This is a genomic window from Mangrovihabitans endophyticus (assembly GCF_014646155.1).
Taxonomy (GTDB): domain Bacteria; phylum Actinomycetota; class Actinomycetes; order Mycobacteriales; family Micromonosporaceae; genus Actinoplanes; species Actinoplanes endophyticus.
In genome coordinates, this window is the sequence record NZ_BMMX01000006.1 from 133,294 (window position 1) to 147,693 (window position 14,400).

Here is a 14,400-nt window from a genome sequence, read left to right on the forward strand (position 1 = left end):
GCGGCAGGTGGAGGTATTCGTCCGATACGTGCGCTTTATTCGCCTCCGCCGGGTGAATCGCGGGGCGTCGCGCGGACATTGTCGCCCCCATGGGCGAAGATCTACTGTCGACCGGCACCGACCGGCACCCCCGACGAAGATGGCTTTGCGGATGAACCGCCCGAACGCACCGTCCACCAGGCTGGACCGGTTACGCGGCGCTACGCCGGCGCGTCGGCACGACGCGCGCACCATCGCCGCGCTCACCGGCAACCCCGGTTGCTCCCGCCGCGCCGTCCTGGACGCGGCCGGGGTGGACAAGCATGCGGTGGCCCGGCGCATCGGCTTCCCGGGCAGCTTCGGCCAGTCGCGGTTCGCCCTGGCGCGCGGCAACGCGTTCGAGGCGATGCTCAAGGCCGACGAGGGCCTGCTGCTGCTGTCCGCGCTGCGGGAGGTGCTGCCCCTGGACGCGCCCGAGGTGGACTACGACGATCTCGGCGGGGAGGCCGATGGCACGCGCGGGGCGCGCCACGCCCGCACCCGGGAACTGCTGGCGGAGGCGGCCGGCGCAGCGCTGATCGACCATCCGCTGCTCACCCTGGACGTCGCCGGGCAGACCGTCTTCCTGGAACCCGACCTGGTGGCCTTGCAGGTCCACGGCCGGCTGCACGTGGTGGAGATCAAATCGTTCGCCGTCGTCGACGGGCGGGCGGACGGCGCCAAGGTCTCCGCGGCGGCGGTGCAGGCCGCCGTGTACGTGCTGGCGCTGCGCGGACTTCTCGTCGAACTGGGCCACGATGCGGACCTGGTCAGCCACGAGGCGGTGCTGGTCTGCCCGGAGAACTTCGCGCTGCGCCCGGTCGCGGCGCTCATCGACGTGCGCAAACAACTGTCCACGCTGCGCCGGCAACTGAATCGCCTGGCGTCGGTGTCGTCGCTGATCGACGAGTTGGGGGAGGAGGTCAGCTTCGACACCGCGCTGCCGCCCGCCGAGCTGATCGCCTCGCTCACCCGGATCGAGGCTCGGTACGCCCCGGAGTGCCTGTCGGTGTGCGAGCTCGCGGCGTACTGCCGGCATGAGGCGGGCGGTGCCACCGCGGCGCTCGGCCGCCCGGTGCGCGACGCGCTGGGCGGGGTGCCCACGGTCGCGCAGGCGCTGGCCCTGGCCGACGGGGCCGAGCCGCAGACGCCGGAGCTGGCCGAGGCCGCCACCCTGTTGCGCACCGCGGCGCGGCTGCGCGCGGAGGCCCTCGGGTGAGCACGCTCGTCGCGCTGGCCCGCGCGCAGGCGCAGGCCGCCGGGCGGGCCATGCCGATCGCCCGGGTCCGCCATGTGCACGTGCACGACCGCCCCCTGGTGCTGGTGCCGCTGGCCATGGCGGGCGAGGCGAACGCGCCGCTGGCCGCCATGGTCGGTGCCGCCCGCGACCGCCCGTGCCTGCTGGCGGTGGCGCAGCCGCGCAACCGGGATCAGCGGTTCGCGTTCGCCGCGGAACTGGCCGAGCAGGTGGTGCCCTACCTGGAGTCGTTCACCGGGGTGAGCGAGGCGGTACCCGTCGACCGGGGACGTGACGTGCGGTACCGGTTCGTGGACGCGCCGCAGGTCTGGGTGCCGAACGCCGGCGGCGTGGACTTTCTGCGCCTGTTCGGCCGGTCCACCCGCTTCCGTACGGTGGACGGCGAGTACCCGGTGCCCGCGTCGGTGCCGCTGCTCGGGCGCTGGTTGACGTTCCTGGCGAACGCCGCCGAGGTGCCCGGTTCGGCGCTGTTGCCGGACGCCGTACGGGCGCTGGGCATGCACTGGGCGAGCGGGCAGAGCAGCACCGAAGACGGCCAGATCGCGTCGCTGCTCGCCTGGATCGATCCGCGCGAGCCGATCGCGGACGCGTTGCGCGCCGCCGAGCGGACGCCGCCCGCTGGACCGGCCACCGACCCGGACTTCGACAACCGCGTGCTTGCGCCGCTAATGAACGCCGATCCGCCGCGTCTCGACGAGTTGACCGCGGCGCTGCGCGCGGCCCTCACGCCCACCTGGGAGCTGATGTGGCAAGCCCTCGACCTGCTGCGCGGACTGCCGCCCGGCGCCCGGGTCGCGACGCGGTGGGACGGTGACCGGGACGCCTACTCGGCCTTCGTGCAGCTTCTGGCCGAGGGGGGCCCGCCGCAGCCGCGGCACGACTCGGCGGTGGCCGCCGCGGCCCGGCTCAGCCGCCTGGAGAACGCCGCCGCCCGGTACGCCGTGCAGCGCGCCTTCGACGATCCGCTGGTGATGGCCGAGCACCGGCTGACCGGGGCGGCGTTCGCCGGCACGGTGACCATGTCCGCCCCGGACCGCGTCGACGACACCGGCAAGCGCCCGGTGCTCCGCCCGCGGATCATCGTGCAGACCACGGAACCCGTGCGGGTGGCGACCGGCGCGGCGCTGACCTCCCCGGCCCGCCCCGGCCAGAAGGCGACGGTGGTCTCGATCACCCGGTTGCCGGCGCCCCGCGCGGCGGACACGCTTGTCGCGCCCGATGCGGGGGACGAACCGGTCACCGAGGTGCTGCTGGAGCTGTCCGGCGGCATGGGGCGCAAGCTGGTGGCCGAGCCGGGCAGCGTGCCGCAGGCCGGCGAGACGCTGCTGCTCACCACGCTCACCGACAGTTTCCGCCGTCCGGTGCCCTTCCCGGAAGCGGCGGACACGCCCTGGACGCACGGCGGCCCGCCGGAGCCGAACTGAGAGCGGGGCAACACCGCCGCCGGGCGGAACCGACGGTCGACCGCCGCGCCGTAGCCTGCGAGGAATGGCGCAAACCCTGACCCTTCCGGCCGCCCGCGGCCTGCTGCTGGGCCTGCTGCTCGGCGACGCGGTGGGATCCGCGAACGGCCGGGTGGCCGCCGCGGGTTCGCTGCCCGCCGGGACGGGCGGCCAGCTCGCCTGCTGGACGATGGAGGGACTGATCCGCTCCCACGTGCGAGGCGTGCAGCGCGGCGTGACCGACCCGGTCGCGATGCTGCTGTCCGGGTACGCGCGATGGGCGGCGGTGCGCGGCGAGCGGCCCGGACCGGTGGACGGCTGGCTGGCCGGGGTGCCGGCGTTGGCGCAGCGGCGTGGCGCCGGGCTGGCCGCGCTGGCGCCCAGCCCGGCCACCGGCGGCCCGGATGCGTACGCGCTGATCCCCGCCCTGCCCATCGGCCTGTGCGACTGGTGGCCGGGGCTGGCCCGGCAGATCGCCGCCGGCATGCGCTCCGGTCCGGCGGTGGGCGCCGCCGGACTCGCTGCGGAGCTGGTCGGCGCGCTGGCCCGGGGCGAGGCGCTGGACGCCGCGGTGCGCACCGCCTCCCTGGCCGCCGCACCGGGGCAGGCCGGTTCCGGGCAGGCCGGTTTGGGGCAGGCCGGGTCCGGGACGGCCGACGTCGACCTGGCCCGCGCGGTGGCCCTGGCGCGTACCGGAAACGGGGAGCCGGACATCATCCGCGGGCTGGCGCCGCGTCCCAGCGCGGTGAACGCATTGACCGGCGGGGTGTACGCCGCGGCCACCGCGGGCGAACCGGGCGGCATCCGCGCGGCGCTGCTGCTGGCCGCCTCCACCCAGGACGGCGGGCACACCGCGACGGTCACCGGCGCGTTGCTCGGGCTGATGCACGGCCCGGACCGGCTCCCGCTGGACTGGCTGGGGCGGTTGGAATTGGTGTGGCCCGGCGACACGCTCGCCCGTGACCTGGTGCGACAGGCGGATGAGCGGCCAGCCGACGGGCCGTGGTGGGAGCGATACCCGGGCGCTTGAGGTCACGCCGGTTCCGCGGCGCCCATCCGGATCAGCAGCAGGGCGACGTCGTCCGCCCGGCGTTCCGCGTCGGCCAGCAGCCGGGAGCAGATGTCCTCGCCGGGCGCACCGGCCCGCTCGCCGAGCAGCGTGGCGACCCGGTCGATGCCGGTGTCGATCAGTTGGCCCGGGTCTTCCACCAGGCCGTCGGTGTAGAGCAGCAGCGTGGAACCGACCGGCACGTGGCGCAGGTGCGTGCTGCGGGACCCGCGCGGACTCAGCCCCAGCAGGGGCTCCGGCTCGGTCCACCAGACGTCGACCCCTCCGTCCGGCCGGGCCAGCATCGGCGGTGGGTGCCCGGCGTTCGCGAACGTCACCGCGAAGCCCTCCGGGGTGTGGCGCAGCCGGGCCAGCACTGCCGTGGCGGCGCACGACACGCCCAGCCCGCGCAGCGTCTGATCGAGCTGGCTCAGCAACGCGCCCGGCTCGTCGCCCCGCCCGTACGCATTGCCGCGCACCAGATTGCGGAGCTGGCCCATGGTCGCGGCGGCCTCGATGTCATGCCCGGAGACATCCCCGACGGCCAGCACCACCGAACCGTCCGGCTGCCGGAACGCGTCGTACCAGTCGCCGCCCACGGCCGCGCCGACCTGCGCCGGGCGGTACCGCGCGTGCAGTTCCACCCCGTCCAGCCGGGGCAATTCGGTGAGCAGGCTGTGTTGCAGCACCTCGGCGACGTGGCGTTGCCGTCGATACCAACGGTTGTTGTCGATGGCCATGCCGGCGCGTCGCCCGATGTCCACCGCGGTCCGTTCGTCGGAGTCCGTGAACGCCGCCCGGTCCGGTCCGTTGACCAGCGTGACGGTGCCCAGGATGCGCTGCGTGACCGGTGCCACGACGGGGGCGGTGAGGTGCGACGCGTACCCGAGGCGGATGGTCAGATCGGCGAGTTCCGAGTCGCCGACCCGTGCGCGCAGCTCCGCGGCTTCTGCGCCGGCCGTGCGGACGGCTTGGCCGGTGCGCAGCACGCTGAGCATCAAGGTGGCCTTCGGGATCGCCCCCGCGGCCAGCTCGGCCAGCCGTGCCACCGCCGCCGCCTGGTCCGCATCCCGGTGCGCCGCCACCACCCGGCGAGTGCGGCCGGTCTCGTCCAGCAGCGACACCACGCACCAGTCGGCTAGCCGGGGTGTCAGCGCGTCGGCGACCCGTTGCAGGGACTCCTCGACGTCCCGCGTGGCGGCCATCGAGCGGGTCAGTTCCGCCAGCATGGCGAGCTGATCGTGGGCGGTCTCGGCGTTCCGGCGCGCCTCCTCGGCGATCTCCCGGGCGATGCGCAGGCGCAGCTCCGCGGAGCACGCGGCGGCCAGCTCCGCCAGCACCGCCAGATCGTCCGCGGTCCACTCGCGGGGTTCATGGTCGATCGCCGACAGTGACCCGAGGGTGCGTCCGTCGGCGTCGGTCAGCGGCATCCCGGCGTACGCCACCACGCGCAGGTCCCCGATCGCGGGGCTGTCGCGGACCTGCGGATCGGCTCGCGCGTCGGTGAAGACCTTGGGTCGTCCCTCGGCCACCACCAGCCGGCAGAACGAATGGCTCAGCGGCGTCTGCCGGGCGACGTCCCACGGCGGACCCAGCCCGCTCTGGCCGGGGAAGAACTGGCGATCGTCGTCGACCAGGGAGACCAGCGCCACCGGGACCGCGAGCAACCGCCGGACCAGGCGCGCGAACCGGTCGAACGTCTCGTCCGGCGCGGCGTCCAGGCAGGCCCGCCGGAGCGATCGCAGACGCTCGGACACCGCGTCAGCCATGGCTTCCTCTTCTCGCCGTCGCATCCCGGGCAGGTGGCACACGCCCGCGGGCGGCGAGGAGAAAGATACCCGCTGGACAGGCCGTCCGCGCGGTGCCGGGAGGTGCGATTGCGGGTGGTCAGCCGGTCGGGGCGGGGGTGCCGGCATGGGTCACCGCGGCCTCGTCCGCCACGGTGGACCACCGCTTGGTCCAGATCTCCCGGCACGCGGCGAACTCCGCGTCGCCGAGCCCGTACGTCGAGACGGTCACCTCGGCACGAGAGGCGTCCGGATGGTCCAGCGGGGCGCGCGTCGCCACCACCACGAGATGACCCCCGGCGTCGATGGTCCACCCGGTCCGTGGGCCGTCCGTCGTCCAGTCGCCGTCCACCAGACCGAGCGCCTCCCGGCCGGTGGCGTGTCCGGTCAGATAGAGCGTCCGACGCTCGCCGTCGGGCCGCCGCTCCAGCAGGTGGCGCAACTGGACGAGGAACGAGCGCCAGCCTTCCTCGATCGCGTCGTAACGGTCCGGGTCGTCCGGATCGGGTCCTTCCCGTACGGCGCGTACGGTGCACCGGTCCTCGTCGCCGGTGACCTCCAGATAGGACCCGTCCGCCCAGCCCATCCGCTCGGGCGCGATCAGGGTCGCCTCGGTGACGAAGATGTGCTGGATCTCGGCATCCAACCCGTCGTAGTCCCACCCGAACCAGCGCCGCAGCATCGGTGGGCTGGTCACCGCCTGCCACGCCGCGTCGCGGCTCACGGTCAGCGAAATTTGCACGTCGTACGGCTTCAATACCCGTTCGTCGCTCACCGCACCATCTTGGCGGCGATGCCGGTCTCATGCCACATGACTCGGACCCTGGTTCCACGGCCGGATCCGTCCGGCGGACAGGCCGGATCGCAGGGTGCGGCGCGTCTCGGCGCGGCCCAGTCCGGCGTGCAGCGCGGCGGCGGTCAGTTCCGCGCACACCGGCCCCTCGTCCAGCATCCCGGCACCGACCAGCCGACCCAGCGCGAACGCGGCGCGGTTCAAGGTGTCGTTGCGGGCACCCACCGGTGCCCGGGCCACGCGGTCCGCCTCGGCCTCCAGGGCCGCCCGTGCGTACCGGTCCGGATCGCCGACCGGTGCCGGTGCCGAGACGGCGGGCGGCCCGGCGATCAGCTCGCGCAGCGCGGGCGTCACCTCCGGCAGCCCGGCGGTGGGCGGGCACAGCCAGCGGTAATCGGCTCCGCCGGCATGCCGGGACGGCGGCGCCACCACATAGCCGTCGCGTCCGCGCCAGTCCAAGCCGGGCAGCAGGCGCACCCGGTTGCCGTGCCCGCACGGCCGGAACCACACGTGCCGGCCGCCGCCGCCGGTGCGCACCTGCGGACCGTCCGGCGGCCCGCCGCCGAGCAACAGGCACAAGCCGTGCCAACCCGGTGCCGAGTCGACGTCCGCGACGTCCATGACCACGCCGGTGCGCAGCCCGATGTTGGCTCGCGGCCACCGCTCCCACCACACCGCGATGCGGCGCCGGTCGGTGCTCGCGTCGTGCAGCCCGTGCCGCAGCAACGGGTGCTTGCCGACCCGGTCGCAGTCCGGCCGCCCGCAGCAGCAGACGCCGGGACCGGCAGGCGGATGCACCGGCAGGACCGGGATGCCGAGCCGGGCGTACGCCAGTGCCGCCGCGAGCAACATTGATACAAGTGTACGATGATCGGCTCACGTCGCGGTCGTATGCAGCATCCGCACCACGTGCGTGAGGTGATGCGAGGTGCTCCACGCGATCCACCCGTTGGCGCTACCGCCGCCATGGGCGATCCGCGACCGCCGGGCGATCTGCGCGTCGCCCCAGGAAAACCGGGCCCCCTCGGCCGGCCACTGCGGTGACTGCGTCAGTGTGCGGCACAGGTCGCGGCACCGATCGTCGCTGCGCCCGCCGCGCCGCGCCCATCGATAGATCCACCACGCGTGCTCGGCGGTGTATCGCAAGGTCGGCAACTGTCGGTGATAGGGCGCATCGCGGCGGCGCACGGGGGAGGTGACGCCGTAATCGGCGAAGTCGACATCCTCCTCTTCCAAGTGCTGGAACACCCGTGCGTCCAGCCGGCCCAGGGGCACCGCCCGGTCGACCGGCAACCCGTCCAGGTTGGGTGGCATCGCCCCGGAGGCCACGCTCACCGAGCGCCACGGCCGTGAACGGGCCCAGCGCAACACCCGCCGGGCCCGTTCCTCCACCGCGTCGGCATGAGCGCGGCAGGCCGTCTCGGCCAGGTCGATCACCAGGTCGAGCTGTTCGCAGTCCAGATCGCTGCCGCGCATGACGCGCCGGGTCACCGCGTCGGCCTCGACGGGGTTGGTGGCGTCCACGTGCGGTTGCAGGCGCAGGATCCCGCGGCGCAGGTGCATCCGCGCCGCCAGGCCGTGTTCCACCAGGCGACGCCCGGTGTCGTGGGCACGCAGCACCGGGATCATCGCGATGTCCAGGTCGATCAGGTGCTCGGCCAGATCCAGTGGAGGGGAGCGCAGCGGGTCCGGATCGTCCGGCAGGTCACCGAAGTCCATGCCGACCGCTCCGGTCCGCGGGTGCAGGGTCGTGAGCAGGCGCGCCACGTTGCGTTCGCCGTGCATCTCCAGGATGGGCAGGGTGGCCGCGGCGGTCACCGGGTCGAGATGGTGCAGCGCGGTGAGCTCGCCGCGGCGCGGTCGCAGGAAGGGTCGGTACGACGCACGCATGTACCCAAAGTAGCGATGCCTGTCCATTTAGTGACAGTCATGGGAGACCGATGTCATGGAACTGCTAAGGACGCCGGGTTACCTTCGGTGTCGTGTCGCCGACCCGCTCCACCGCCACCACCTCGTCCGATGCCTCGGCCGGGCACCTCCCGTGCCCGGATCCCGCCCGCGTGATCGAGGCGGTGCTCGGCGACCTCACCTCCGGCGACCACCGCGGCGTCGTGGTCGACTCCCCGCCCGGCGCGGGCAAGTCCACGTTGGTGGTGCGCGCGGCCGGCGTGCTCGCCGCGACCGGCGCCCCGCTGATCATCGTCGCGCAGACCAACGAGCAGGTCGACGACCTCATCGATCGTCTCGGCGGCGCGCACCCCGCGCTGCCGGTCGGCCGGCTCTCCGCGGTGGACTACGTGCCGTCCGAACGGGTGCGCGGCCACCCGCGATGCCGCGTCGGCGTCAAGGTCGCGGACCTGGGTGAGCCCGCGGTGACCATCGGCACCGCCGCCAAATGGGCCACCGTCACCGACGGCGTCTGGCCGTGGGCCATCGTGGACGAGGCTTACCAGATGCGCTCCGACGCCCTGCTGCGCGTCGCCCCGCGCTTCGCGCGCGCCCTGTTCGTCGGCGACCCCGGCCAACTCGACCCGTTCTCCACCGTCGAGGTGGATCGCTGGACCGGGTTGTCCTGGGACCCCATGCAGAGCGCCGTTGCGGTGCTCCTGCGGCACAACCCGGACTTGCCGGTCCACCGGCTGCCGGTGTCCTGGCGGCTGCCGCACACCGCCGCGCCGGTGGTTGCCGAGGCGTTCTATCCGTTCACCGGATTCCGCTCCGGCACCGGGCCGGGGGACCGGTCGCTGACCTTCGGCCGGCCCGCGGACGACGAACGGGACGCGGTGCTGGACACCGCCGCCGCCACCGGCTGGGGACTGCACGAACTGCCCGCCCGCTTCACCGTACGTACCGATGCGCAGGCCGCCGCGGCCTGCGCCGACCTGGCTGTGCGCGCGCTGGCGCGGGAGGCCGTCGCGGTCTCCGAGAAGGGGAGCGCGCGGCTGTCCGCGGACCGGGTGGCCATCGGCGCCGCCCACCGGGACCAGGCCGCGGCGATCCGCTCGTTCCTGCCGCCCTGGGCATCCGGCGTCACCGTGGACACGGCTAACCGGCTGCAGGGACGCGAATACGACCTCACCGTGGTGCTGCACCCACTCTCCGGGCGCCAGGACGCCACCGCGTTCCACCTCGAATCGGGCCGCCTGTGCGTGCTCACCTCCCGGCACCGGCACGCGTGCGTGGTGGTGGCCCGCGCCGGGATCGCCGACCTGCTGGACGCGCATCCCTCGACCGAGCCGGTGCACCTCAACGTCCCGGTCAAGTTCCCGGACGGCTGGGAGGCGAACCAGGCGATGCTGGCGCACCTGGCCCGGTCCGGCCCGGGACGGCATCGCTGACCCCTGGGCCGGGTTCGTCCGCGGTACTACCGTGGGCTCGATCGCGGATGTGGGCAGCTTGACCGAAGGGGGCTCCATGTTCGACGGCCGGGACCTCGACGACGCCGAACGGCTCGTCGACGAGTGGCAGGCGGGCATCGACGAGCGCGCCGCGCGCACCCGCGAGCTGTCCGCACAGCTCGGTGGGCTGACCGCCGAGGCGCGCAGCGACGACGGGCTCGTGACGGTTGCCGTGAACGCCAGCGGCACCATCACCCGGCTGGAGCTGGCGGAGGAGATCCGGCAACGCCCGGCCGACGAGACCGCGCGGAAGATCCTCGGCACCCTGCACGCCGCGCAGTCGGCGCTGCTCGCGCAGGCCACCACTGCCACCGAGGAAGCCCTCGGCGCCGACTCGCCGACCGCGCAGGCCATCATCGCCTCGTACGCCGCCCGGCAGACCCCGGTGCCGCCGGTGGAGCGTCAGGATGGCTGACGAGGTCGCGGTGCGGCACGCCGAGCTGCTCGCCCACGCCGGACACGTGGAGGCCGTCGCCGAACGGGTCGCCACGGCGGCACGGGCGGGCGCCGCCGTGCGCGCGGGCGGCAACGCGTACGGGATGTTGTGCGCGATGGTGCCCGCCTTCCTGAACGGCTTGCAGGACGTCCTGGTGGACGGCATCGACTCGGCGGCAAGTTCGCTGCAGGACACCGGCACGCGGTTGCGCGCCACGGCGGGCGATTACGGCGCGGCGGACGAGCGCCGCGCGTCGGCGTTCCGCCAAGCAGGCGGCGGACCGTGACCATCAACCCCCTCGTGGCCGGCCGGGTCGACCAGGGCGAGGGGGCGTGGGCGGGGGTCTGGATCGCCGAGGACATCGAACTGATCGCCCAGGGCGTGCGCGGCGGCAACTGGATCGACGGCACCCTCGGCGCGGTCGGTGCCGGCCTCGACGGCCTGGCGTTGGTGTCCGATCCGGTCGGCGCGCTGCTGCAATACGGGATCTCCTGGCTTATCGAACACGTGCGGCCGCTGTCCGAGGCGCTCGACTGGCTCGCCGGCGACCCCGCACAGATCGCCGCGCACGCTCAGACGTGGCGCAACGCCGCCTCCGAGCTGCGCACCGAGTCCGACGAGTTCGCCCGGGCGGTACGCCACGACATCACCGAATGGCAGGGCACGGCGGCGACGGCGTACCGGGCGTGGGCGGCGCAACGTGACGGTTCGTTGGACGCGCTGGCGCGGGCATGCGACACGATGGGCGCGATCACCGAGGGCGCTGGAATCCTTGTCGGCACCGTCCGCATCATGGTCCGGGACGCGATCGCGACGGTGGTGTCCCGGCTGATCGTTTATGCGGGCGAGCTGGTGGCGTCGGCGGGCTTGGCGACCCCCTTGGTCGTGGAGCAGGTGACGACGTTGGTGGCGTCGTGGGCTGCCAAGATCACCCACTGGTTGAAGAGCCTGATCAGCAGCCTGCGCCGGCTGATGAGCGAAGGCGGCCGGCTGGCAGACCTGATCGAGGCGCTGAAGCGCCTGCTGCGCGGGCACTCGTCAGGCAATCCGGGTCGGCCACCCGGACGCGGTAGCTCCGAGCCGCCTCGCCCAGGCGATGCCGATTTCGATCCGGGCATGCACCATGGCCCGCTGGGCCGGGACTTTTCGCCGGGGGTACACGACCCACGCGGGCTTTTCCAAGCTAAGGAGAGAGCCGTTGCCGATCGGCTCGCCGACGAGCATGAAATGGTTCACCCCCGGGAACGCATTGACAACGTCCAAAATCTCAAGAACCCCGATGCCATGGTGCGGACTAGCCCATCGGACCTCGGCACCGTCACAGAGTTCAAGACCATTGAGAGCGGTAGTAGTGGTGCCGTGCGAACCAATATTCTTGCGGCCGGGAGGCAGACAGAGTCGACCGGCGGGGGCAATGTCGTCATAGATGGTCGGGAGGTCGGACTTCTGGAGGCTGAGGCGCGCCGCGGATATGCCAGGGCATTAGGACAAGCGCGGGCGCATTCAATGTCGTTTCCCGGCAAGGTGCGATTCATTCTTGGTGACGGTACTATGATGGAACTTCCCTGAGTGTAGGAGTCTCAGTTGTCCACGCAGGAGCATATTTACCTTCGCGTCAGTATGCCGCCCAACGAACTCGCTGCGGAGCTGGCGTCGATGCTGGGCATGGAACTCACTCGTGACGCAGCCGACAGGGTCTATCTCGGGCGGCCGGCGCGACTGGCCGAGGGCGTAGTAGGCGGCGAGGTTTATGGGAACTTCACGGTCGACCCCGATGCCGCCCTCGACGAGGAATCCTTTACCGACTCTTTCCCGATGATGTTCGACGTCGGCTTCACCGGGGGTGATCGGAGTGTTCAACTTGAGGAAGCGAAGCTGCTCTTCGTTGAGCTGAGTGACAAGTATCCCGCGACGATGGCCTTGGTTCGGGGATTCGACATGTTGATCGCGGTGTCCTCGGAGCGCGCCGGGCTGCGATGGATGCCGGAGAACACCACTCCCTATGCGCCTGATCGGAGTGCATGGCTCGCCTATCAGGAGTGATCAGCGGTGCCGCCTCCCGCTGGTGCGTCGTTGCTCCTGGGAGTGTTCAAGGGGTCCGCCGGACTGGCTCAGCCGTAGTCTGCGGCTGCCTTCGTGACCCAGCCGTGCGGGTGGCTGTCATGGCTGCCTCACGGCAGCCACCGGCTACGGCCGAACGCCCCGAGGCGGCCATGGACGACGCCGGCATCTGCCCATGCGCGTATCCCGCCACATCCCGCCCAGACTGGGAAATGACCAGAGTGCCGTGCGGGGGCTGAAAGCCATGCGGCGCGGGGCGGAGTCAAGCGTTGCCGGCGCGGGTCATCTGCACCAGATCGCGCAGGGTCGCCAGGGTATCCGGTTTTGCCGGGCCCTCCGGCAGTTCCTTTTCCGCGTGCGTCAACAAGCCGCCCTGCAACAGCCGGTAGATGTCCTCCCGCGCCTCCGAGGGTAGATCCGGGATCCACATCGAGCCGAGGTTCTCGTTCACCACCGTCTGCAGCCACTCCGCCGTCTTGGCGTCCGAGACGCGGGGGATGAGGTACTCCAGGACGAAGTCGAACAGTCCCCCGGAAGACTGCCAGTCGAGCCCGGGTCCGACCATGATCAGAGCTGCCATCATCTCCCCACAATGAATACGCGCGGAGCCAGGTTCGTTCGCGCGATGAACGCCTCTATCCGCGCCACCTGCTGTGGCGTGAATTGTGAAACGTCGACCGGGACGAGGTCCGCCTTTTTGAGGTGCAAGACGATCTGCTCCGAGAATCGGCGCCATTGACGCTCGAAATACTTCGGATCGAACGGTCCCACAGCATCGTACGATCTGTCTGTCTCGTCGAACCAGTCGGCCCGGGAGCTGCTCGGTGCGCGGGTCAACGTGATGCCCCGTTCACGTTCCAGGCGGCGGGCCGTCTCGGCCTCGGTGGGCCGGAACTGCGCGGTGTGCGGGTCCATGCCGAGCCCGTGAATCCGTGCCGCCTCCAGTTCCGGATCCTTGGTGGGTTGCGCCGGTTCTTCGGGATCGTCCAGCGCATTGTTGCGTCCCGCGACGAGCTTCTCCTTGAGCAGCCGTATCAGGTCGGCGAGCCGGCCGCCCGCACCAAGGAGCCGGCGGATGCTGGCGAACAACGCCGTGAGCCACCGGGACATCGTGGCCGCGGTGGCGGCGCACAGCGCGGTGGCTCGTTCGGCGGCGACGACGGCTGCTGCGCCCGCCGTCGCGGTGGGCTCTACCGCGTACGTGAGAAGGCGGGAAACCACCGCGGTGACGGCGTCGCGCATCATCGCCCGGACCGTGCCGATCAGCGCGCCCGTACCCTCGGTGATGGCCGCCATGGTCTCCGCGGCCCGGGCCAGGGCGGCGAGTGCCTGTTCGCGTTCGCCGGCCCAGCGCCGGTACGCCGCGGAGGCGCCACCGGTCCACGCGCGCGTATCCCGGCGTACCGCGGTCGTGAGAGCGTTCAGTTCGCGGCGTAACGCCGACGCGGTATGTCGCCAGGCGCGGGCGTGCGCGGCGATCTGCACCGGGTCGCCGGTGAGCCGGTGCATCGCCTCCGACAGCGGCGCCACCTCGGCGGCCAACCAGGGTGCCCCGCATCGCCGCAGCGCGTCGGCGGGGCCGGGTGTCGACGCGGGATCGTCCAGGCCGCCGAGTCCGGCGCGCGGGCGCGCGAGTTCACCGTCGATCCAGGTGCCATCGTGGACGCCCCGGGCGATCAGTTCGATCTCATCGGCGATCCACACGCCGGCCCACGGGCCCGCCGCGTCGTCGAACCGGGCAGCTATCACCGGATCGACCGTCATCGCGTGCCCGCTTGCCGCGTCACGTTCGAAGCGTGACCAAAAGGACGCGATCAGTCAATGAGCTGATCGCGCCGACGCGCCCGGCCCCACGTCGCCCGTCGGGTGATGAATCGCCGTGAACCGACATGCCGTGTGCGGGGTTGGGTGCCCGGCGATTGCGCACCGTGACCGGCGTGGCTCGCGACTGACCATGGTCGCCGAGCGGGCGGTGAATTCCATCGATGTTATTCGTTCCGTCGGGTTTCCGCGATCGGCAATCCGGGCACACGACACCCAGGTGGGGCGGTATCCGCATCTCGGTGCGCTTCCGCAGGTCAACCACGGTGACAACGGATCGGCGCTGGGCCCGCAGCGGGTGACATCGACAAGATCTGTCGGGAAGCCGACAGTCAAAG

The 14,400-nt window shown here is 72.3% G+C and carries 14 protein-coding genes; 8 read left to right on the forward strand and 6 right to left on the reverse strand.

All coding sequences use genetic code 11. The features are described from left to right. Nucleotides 1-151: 151 nt before the first annotated feature. The 3 genes from IEY73_RS10655 (at nt 152) to IEY73_RS10665 (ending at nt 3,748) form a co-directional block, all read left to right on the forward strand. On the forward strand, nt 152-1,237 hold the full coding sequence (locus IEY73_RS10655) for a hypothetical protein (RefSeq protein ID WP_189078970.1): 1,086 nt from the start codon (nt 152-154) through the stop codon (nt 1,235-1,237). Beyond that, nucleotides 1,234-2,700, forward strand: coding sequence for a hypothetical protein (locus tag IEY73_RS10660; protein WP_189078971.1), 1,467 nt, complete (start codon nt 1,234-1,236; stop codon nt 2,698-2,700). Before IEY73_RS10655 ends, IEY73_RS10660 begins: the two co-directional genes overlap by 4 nt. A 64-nt stretch (nt 2,701-2,764) precedes the next feature. Beyond that, nucleotides 2,765-3,748, forward strand: coding sequence for an ADP-ribosylglycohydrolase family protein (locus tag IEY73_RS10665; RefSeq protein ID WP_189078972.1), 984 nt, complete (start codon nt 2,765-2,767; stop codon nt 3,746-3,748). 2 nt (nt 3,749-3,750) lie between these two features. Here the strand turns inward: IEY73_RS10665 and IEY73_RS10670 are convergent, their stop codons facing one another. The 4 genes from IEY73_RS10670 to IEY73_RS10685 all read right to left on the reverse strand — a co-directional run bounded on the left by IEY73_RS10670 (nt 3,751) and on the right by IEY73_RS10685 (nt 8,236). Beyond that, nucleotides 3,751-5,535, reverse strand: a complete 1,785-nt coding sequence (locus IEY73_RS10670) for a SpoIIE family protein phosphatase (protein ID WP_229715741.1) — start codon at nt 5,533-5,535, stop codon at nt 3,751-3,753. A 118-nt stretch (nt 5,536-5,653) separates the two neighbouring features. After that, on the reverse strand, nt 5,654-6,328 hold the full coding sequence (locus IEY73_RS10675; RefSeq protein ID WP_189078974.1) for an activator of HSP90 ATPase: 675 nt from the start codon (nt 6,326-6,328) through the stop codon (nt 5,654-5,656). Nucleotides 6,329-6,355: 27 nt separating this feature from the next. After that, nucleotides 6,356-7,198, reverse strand: a complete 843-nt coding sequence (locus IEY73_RS10680) for a bifunctional DNA primase/polymerase (RefSeq protein ID WP_189078975.1) — start codon at nt 7,196-7,198, stop codon at nt 6,356-6,358. 24 nt (nt 7,199-7,222) lie between these two features. After that, complete coding sequence (locus tag IEY73_RS10685; RefSeq protein ID WP_189078976.1) at nt 7,223-8,236, reverse strand: beta family protein; 1,014 nt, start codon at nt 8,234-8,236, stop codon at nt 7,223-7,225. Nucleotides 8,237-8,406: 170 nt separating this feature from the next. Between IEY73_RS10685 and IEY73_RS10690 the strand changes: the two genes are divergently transcribed. The 5 genes from IEY73_RS10690 (at nt 8,407) to IEY73_RS10710 (ending at nt 12,223) form a co-directional block, all read left to right on the forward strand. Next, entirely contained in the window at nt 8,407-9,684 is a 1,278-nt protein-coding gene (locus tag IEY73_RS10690) for an AAA family ATPase (protein WP_229715751.1), read from the forward strand. A 76-nt stretch (nt 9,685-9,760) separates the two neighbouring features. Beyond that, complete coding sequence (locus tag IEY73_RS10695) at nt 9,761-10,159, forward strand: YbaB/EbfC family nucleoid-associated protein (protein WP_189078978.1); 399 nt, start codon at nt 9,761-9,763, stop codon at nt 10,157-10,159. Then, the gene (locus tag IEY73_RS10700) at nt 10,152-10,466 is read left to right on the forward strand and encodes a type VII secretion target (RefSeq protein ID WP_189078979.1); all 315 of its coding nucleotides are present in this window, start codon (nt 10,152-10,154) and stop codon (nt 10,464-10,466) included. Before IEY73_RS10695 ends, IEY73_RS10700 begins: the two co-directional genes overlap by 8 nt. Further along, a complete protein-coding gene (locus IEY73_RS10705; RefSeq protein ID WP_189078980.1) occupies nt 10,463-11,749 on the forward strand; it encodes a WXG100-like domain-containing protein in 1,287 nt (428 codons plus the stop codon). Before IEY73_RS10700 ends, IEY73_RS10705 begins: the two co-directional genes overlap by 4 nt. 15 nt (nt 11,750-11,764) lie before the next feature. Continuing rightward, nucleotides 11,765-12,223, forward strand: a complete 459-nt coding sequence (locus tag IEY73_RS10710) for a hypothetical protein (protein ID WP_189078981.1) — start codon at nt 11,765-11,767, stop codon at nt 12,221-12,223. 280 nt (nt 12,224-12,503) lie between these two features. Here IEY73_RS10710 and IEY73_RS10715 read toward each other — a convergent pair whose 3' ends face one another. Both IEY73_RS10715 and IEY73_RS10720 read right to left on the reverse strand, forming a co-directional pair. Continuing rightward, the gene (locus IEY73_RS10715; protein WP_189078982.1) at nt 12,504-12,824 is read right to left on the reverse strand and encodes a hypothetical protein; all 321 of its coding nucleotides are present in this window, start codon (nt 12,822-12,824) and stop codon (nt 12,504-12,506) included. Beyond that, the gene (locus tag IEY73_RS10720) at nt 12,821-14,005 is read right to left on the reverse strand and encodes a WXG100 family type VII secretion target (protein ID WP_189078983.1); all 1,185 of its coding nucleotides are present in this window, start codon (nt 14,003-14,005) and stop codon (nt 12,821-12,823) included. Before IEY73_RS10720 ends, IEY73_RS10715 begins: the two co-directional genes overlap by 4 nt. Nucleotides 14,006-14,400: the final 395 nt, after the last annotated feature.

Excerpts from the sequence above, each read along its gene's own strand:
- IEY73_RS10655 (WP_189078970.1), top strand. The coding sequence starts at position 152 with ATGAACCGCCCGAACGCACCGTCCACCAGGCTGGACCGGTTACGCGGC.
- IEY73_RS10665 (WP_189078972.1), top strand. The coding sequence starts at position 2,765 with ATGGCGCAAACCCTGACCCTTCCGGCCGCCCGCGGCCTGCTGCTGGGC.
- IEY73_RS10670 (WP_229715741.1), bottom strand. The coding sequence starts at position 5,535 with ATGGCTGACGCGGTGTCCGAGCGTCTGCGATCGCTCCGGCGGGCCTGC.
- IEY73_RS10680 (WP_189078975.1), bottom strand. The coding sequence starts at position 7,198 with ATGTTGCTCGCGGCGGCACTGGCGTACGCCCGGCTCGGCATCCCGGTC.
- IEY73_RS10685 (WP_189078976.1), bottom strand. The coding sequence starts at position 8,236 with ATGCGTGCGTCGTACCGACCCTTCCTGCGACCGCGCCGCGGCGAGCTC.
- IEY73_RS10695 (WP_189078978.1), top strand. The coding sequence starts at position 9,761 with ATGTTCGACGGCCGGGACCTCGACGACGCCGAACGGCTCGTCGACGAG.
- IEY73_RS10700 (WP_189078979.1), top strand. The coding sequence starts at position 10,152 with ATGGCTGACGAGGTCGCGGTGCGGCACGCCGAGCTGCTCGCCCACGCC.
- IEY73_RS10715 (WP_189078982.1), bottom strand. The coding sequence starts at position 12,824 with ATGATGGCAGCTCTGATCATGGTCGGACCCGGGCTCGACTGGCAGTCT.
- IEY73_RS10720 (WP_189078983.1), bottom strand. The coding sequence starts at position 14,005 with ATGACGGTCGATCCGGTGATAGCTGCCCGGTTCGACGACGCGGCGGGC.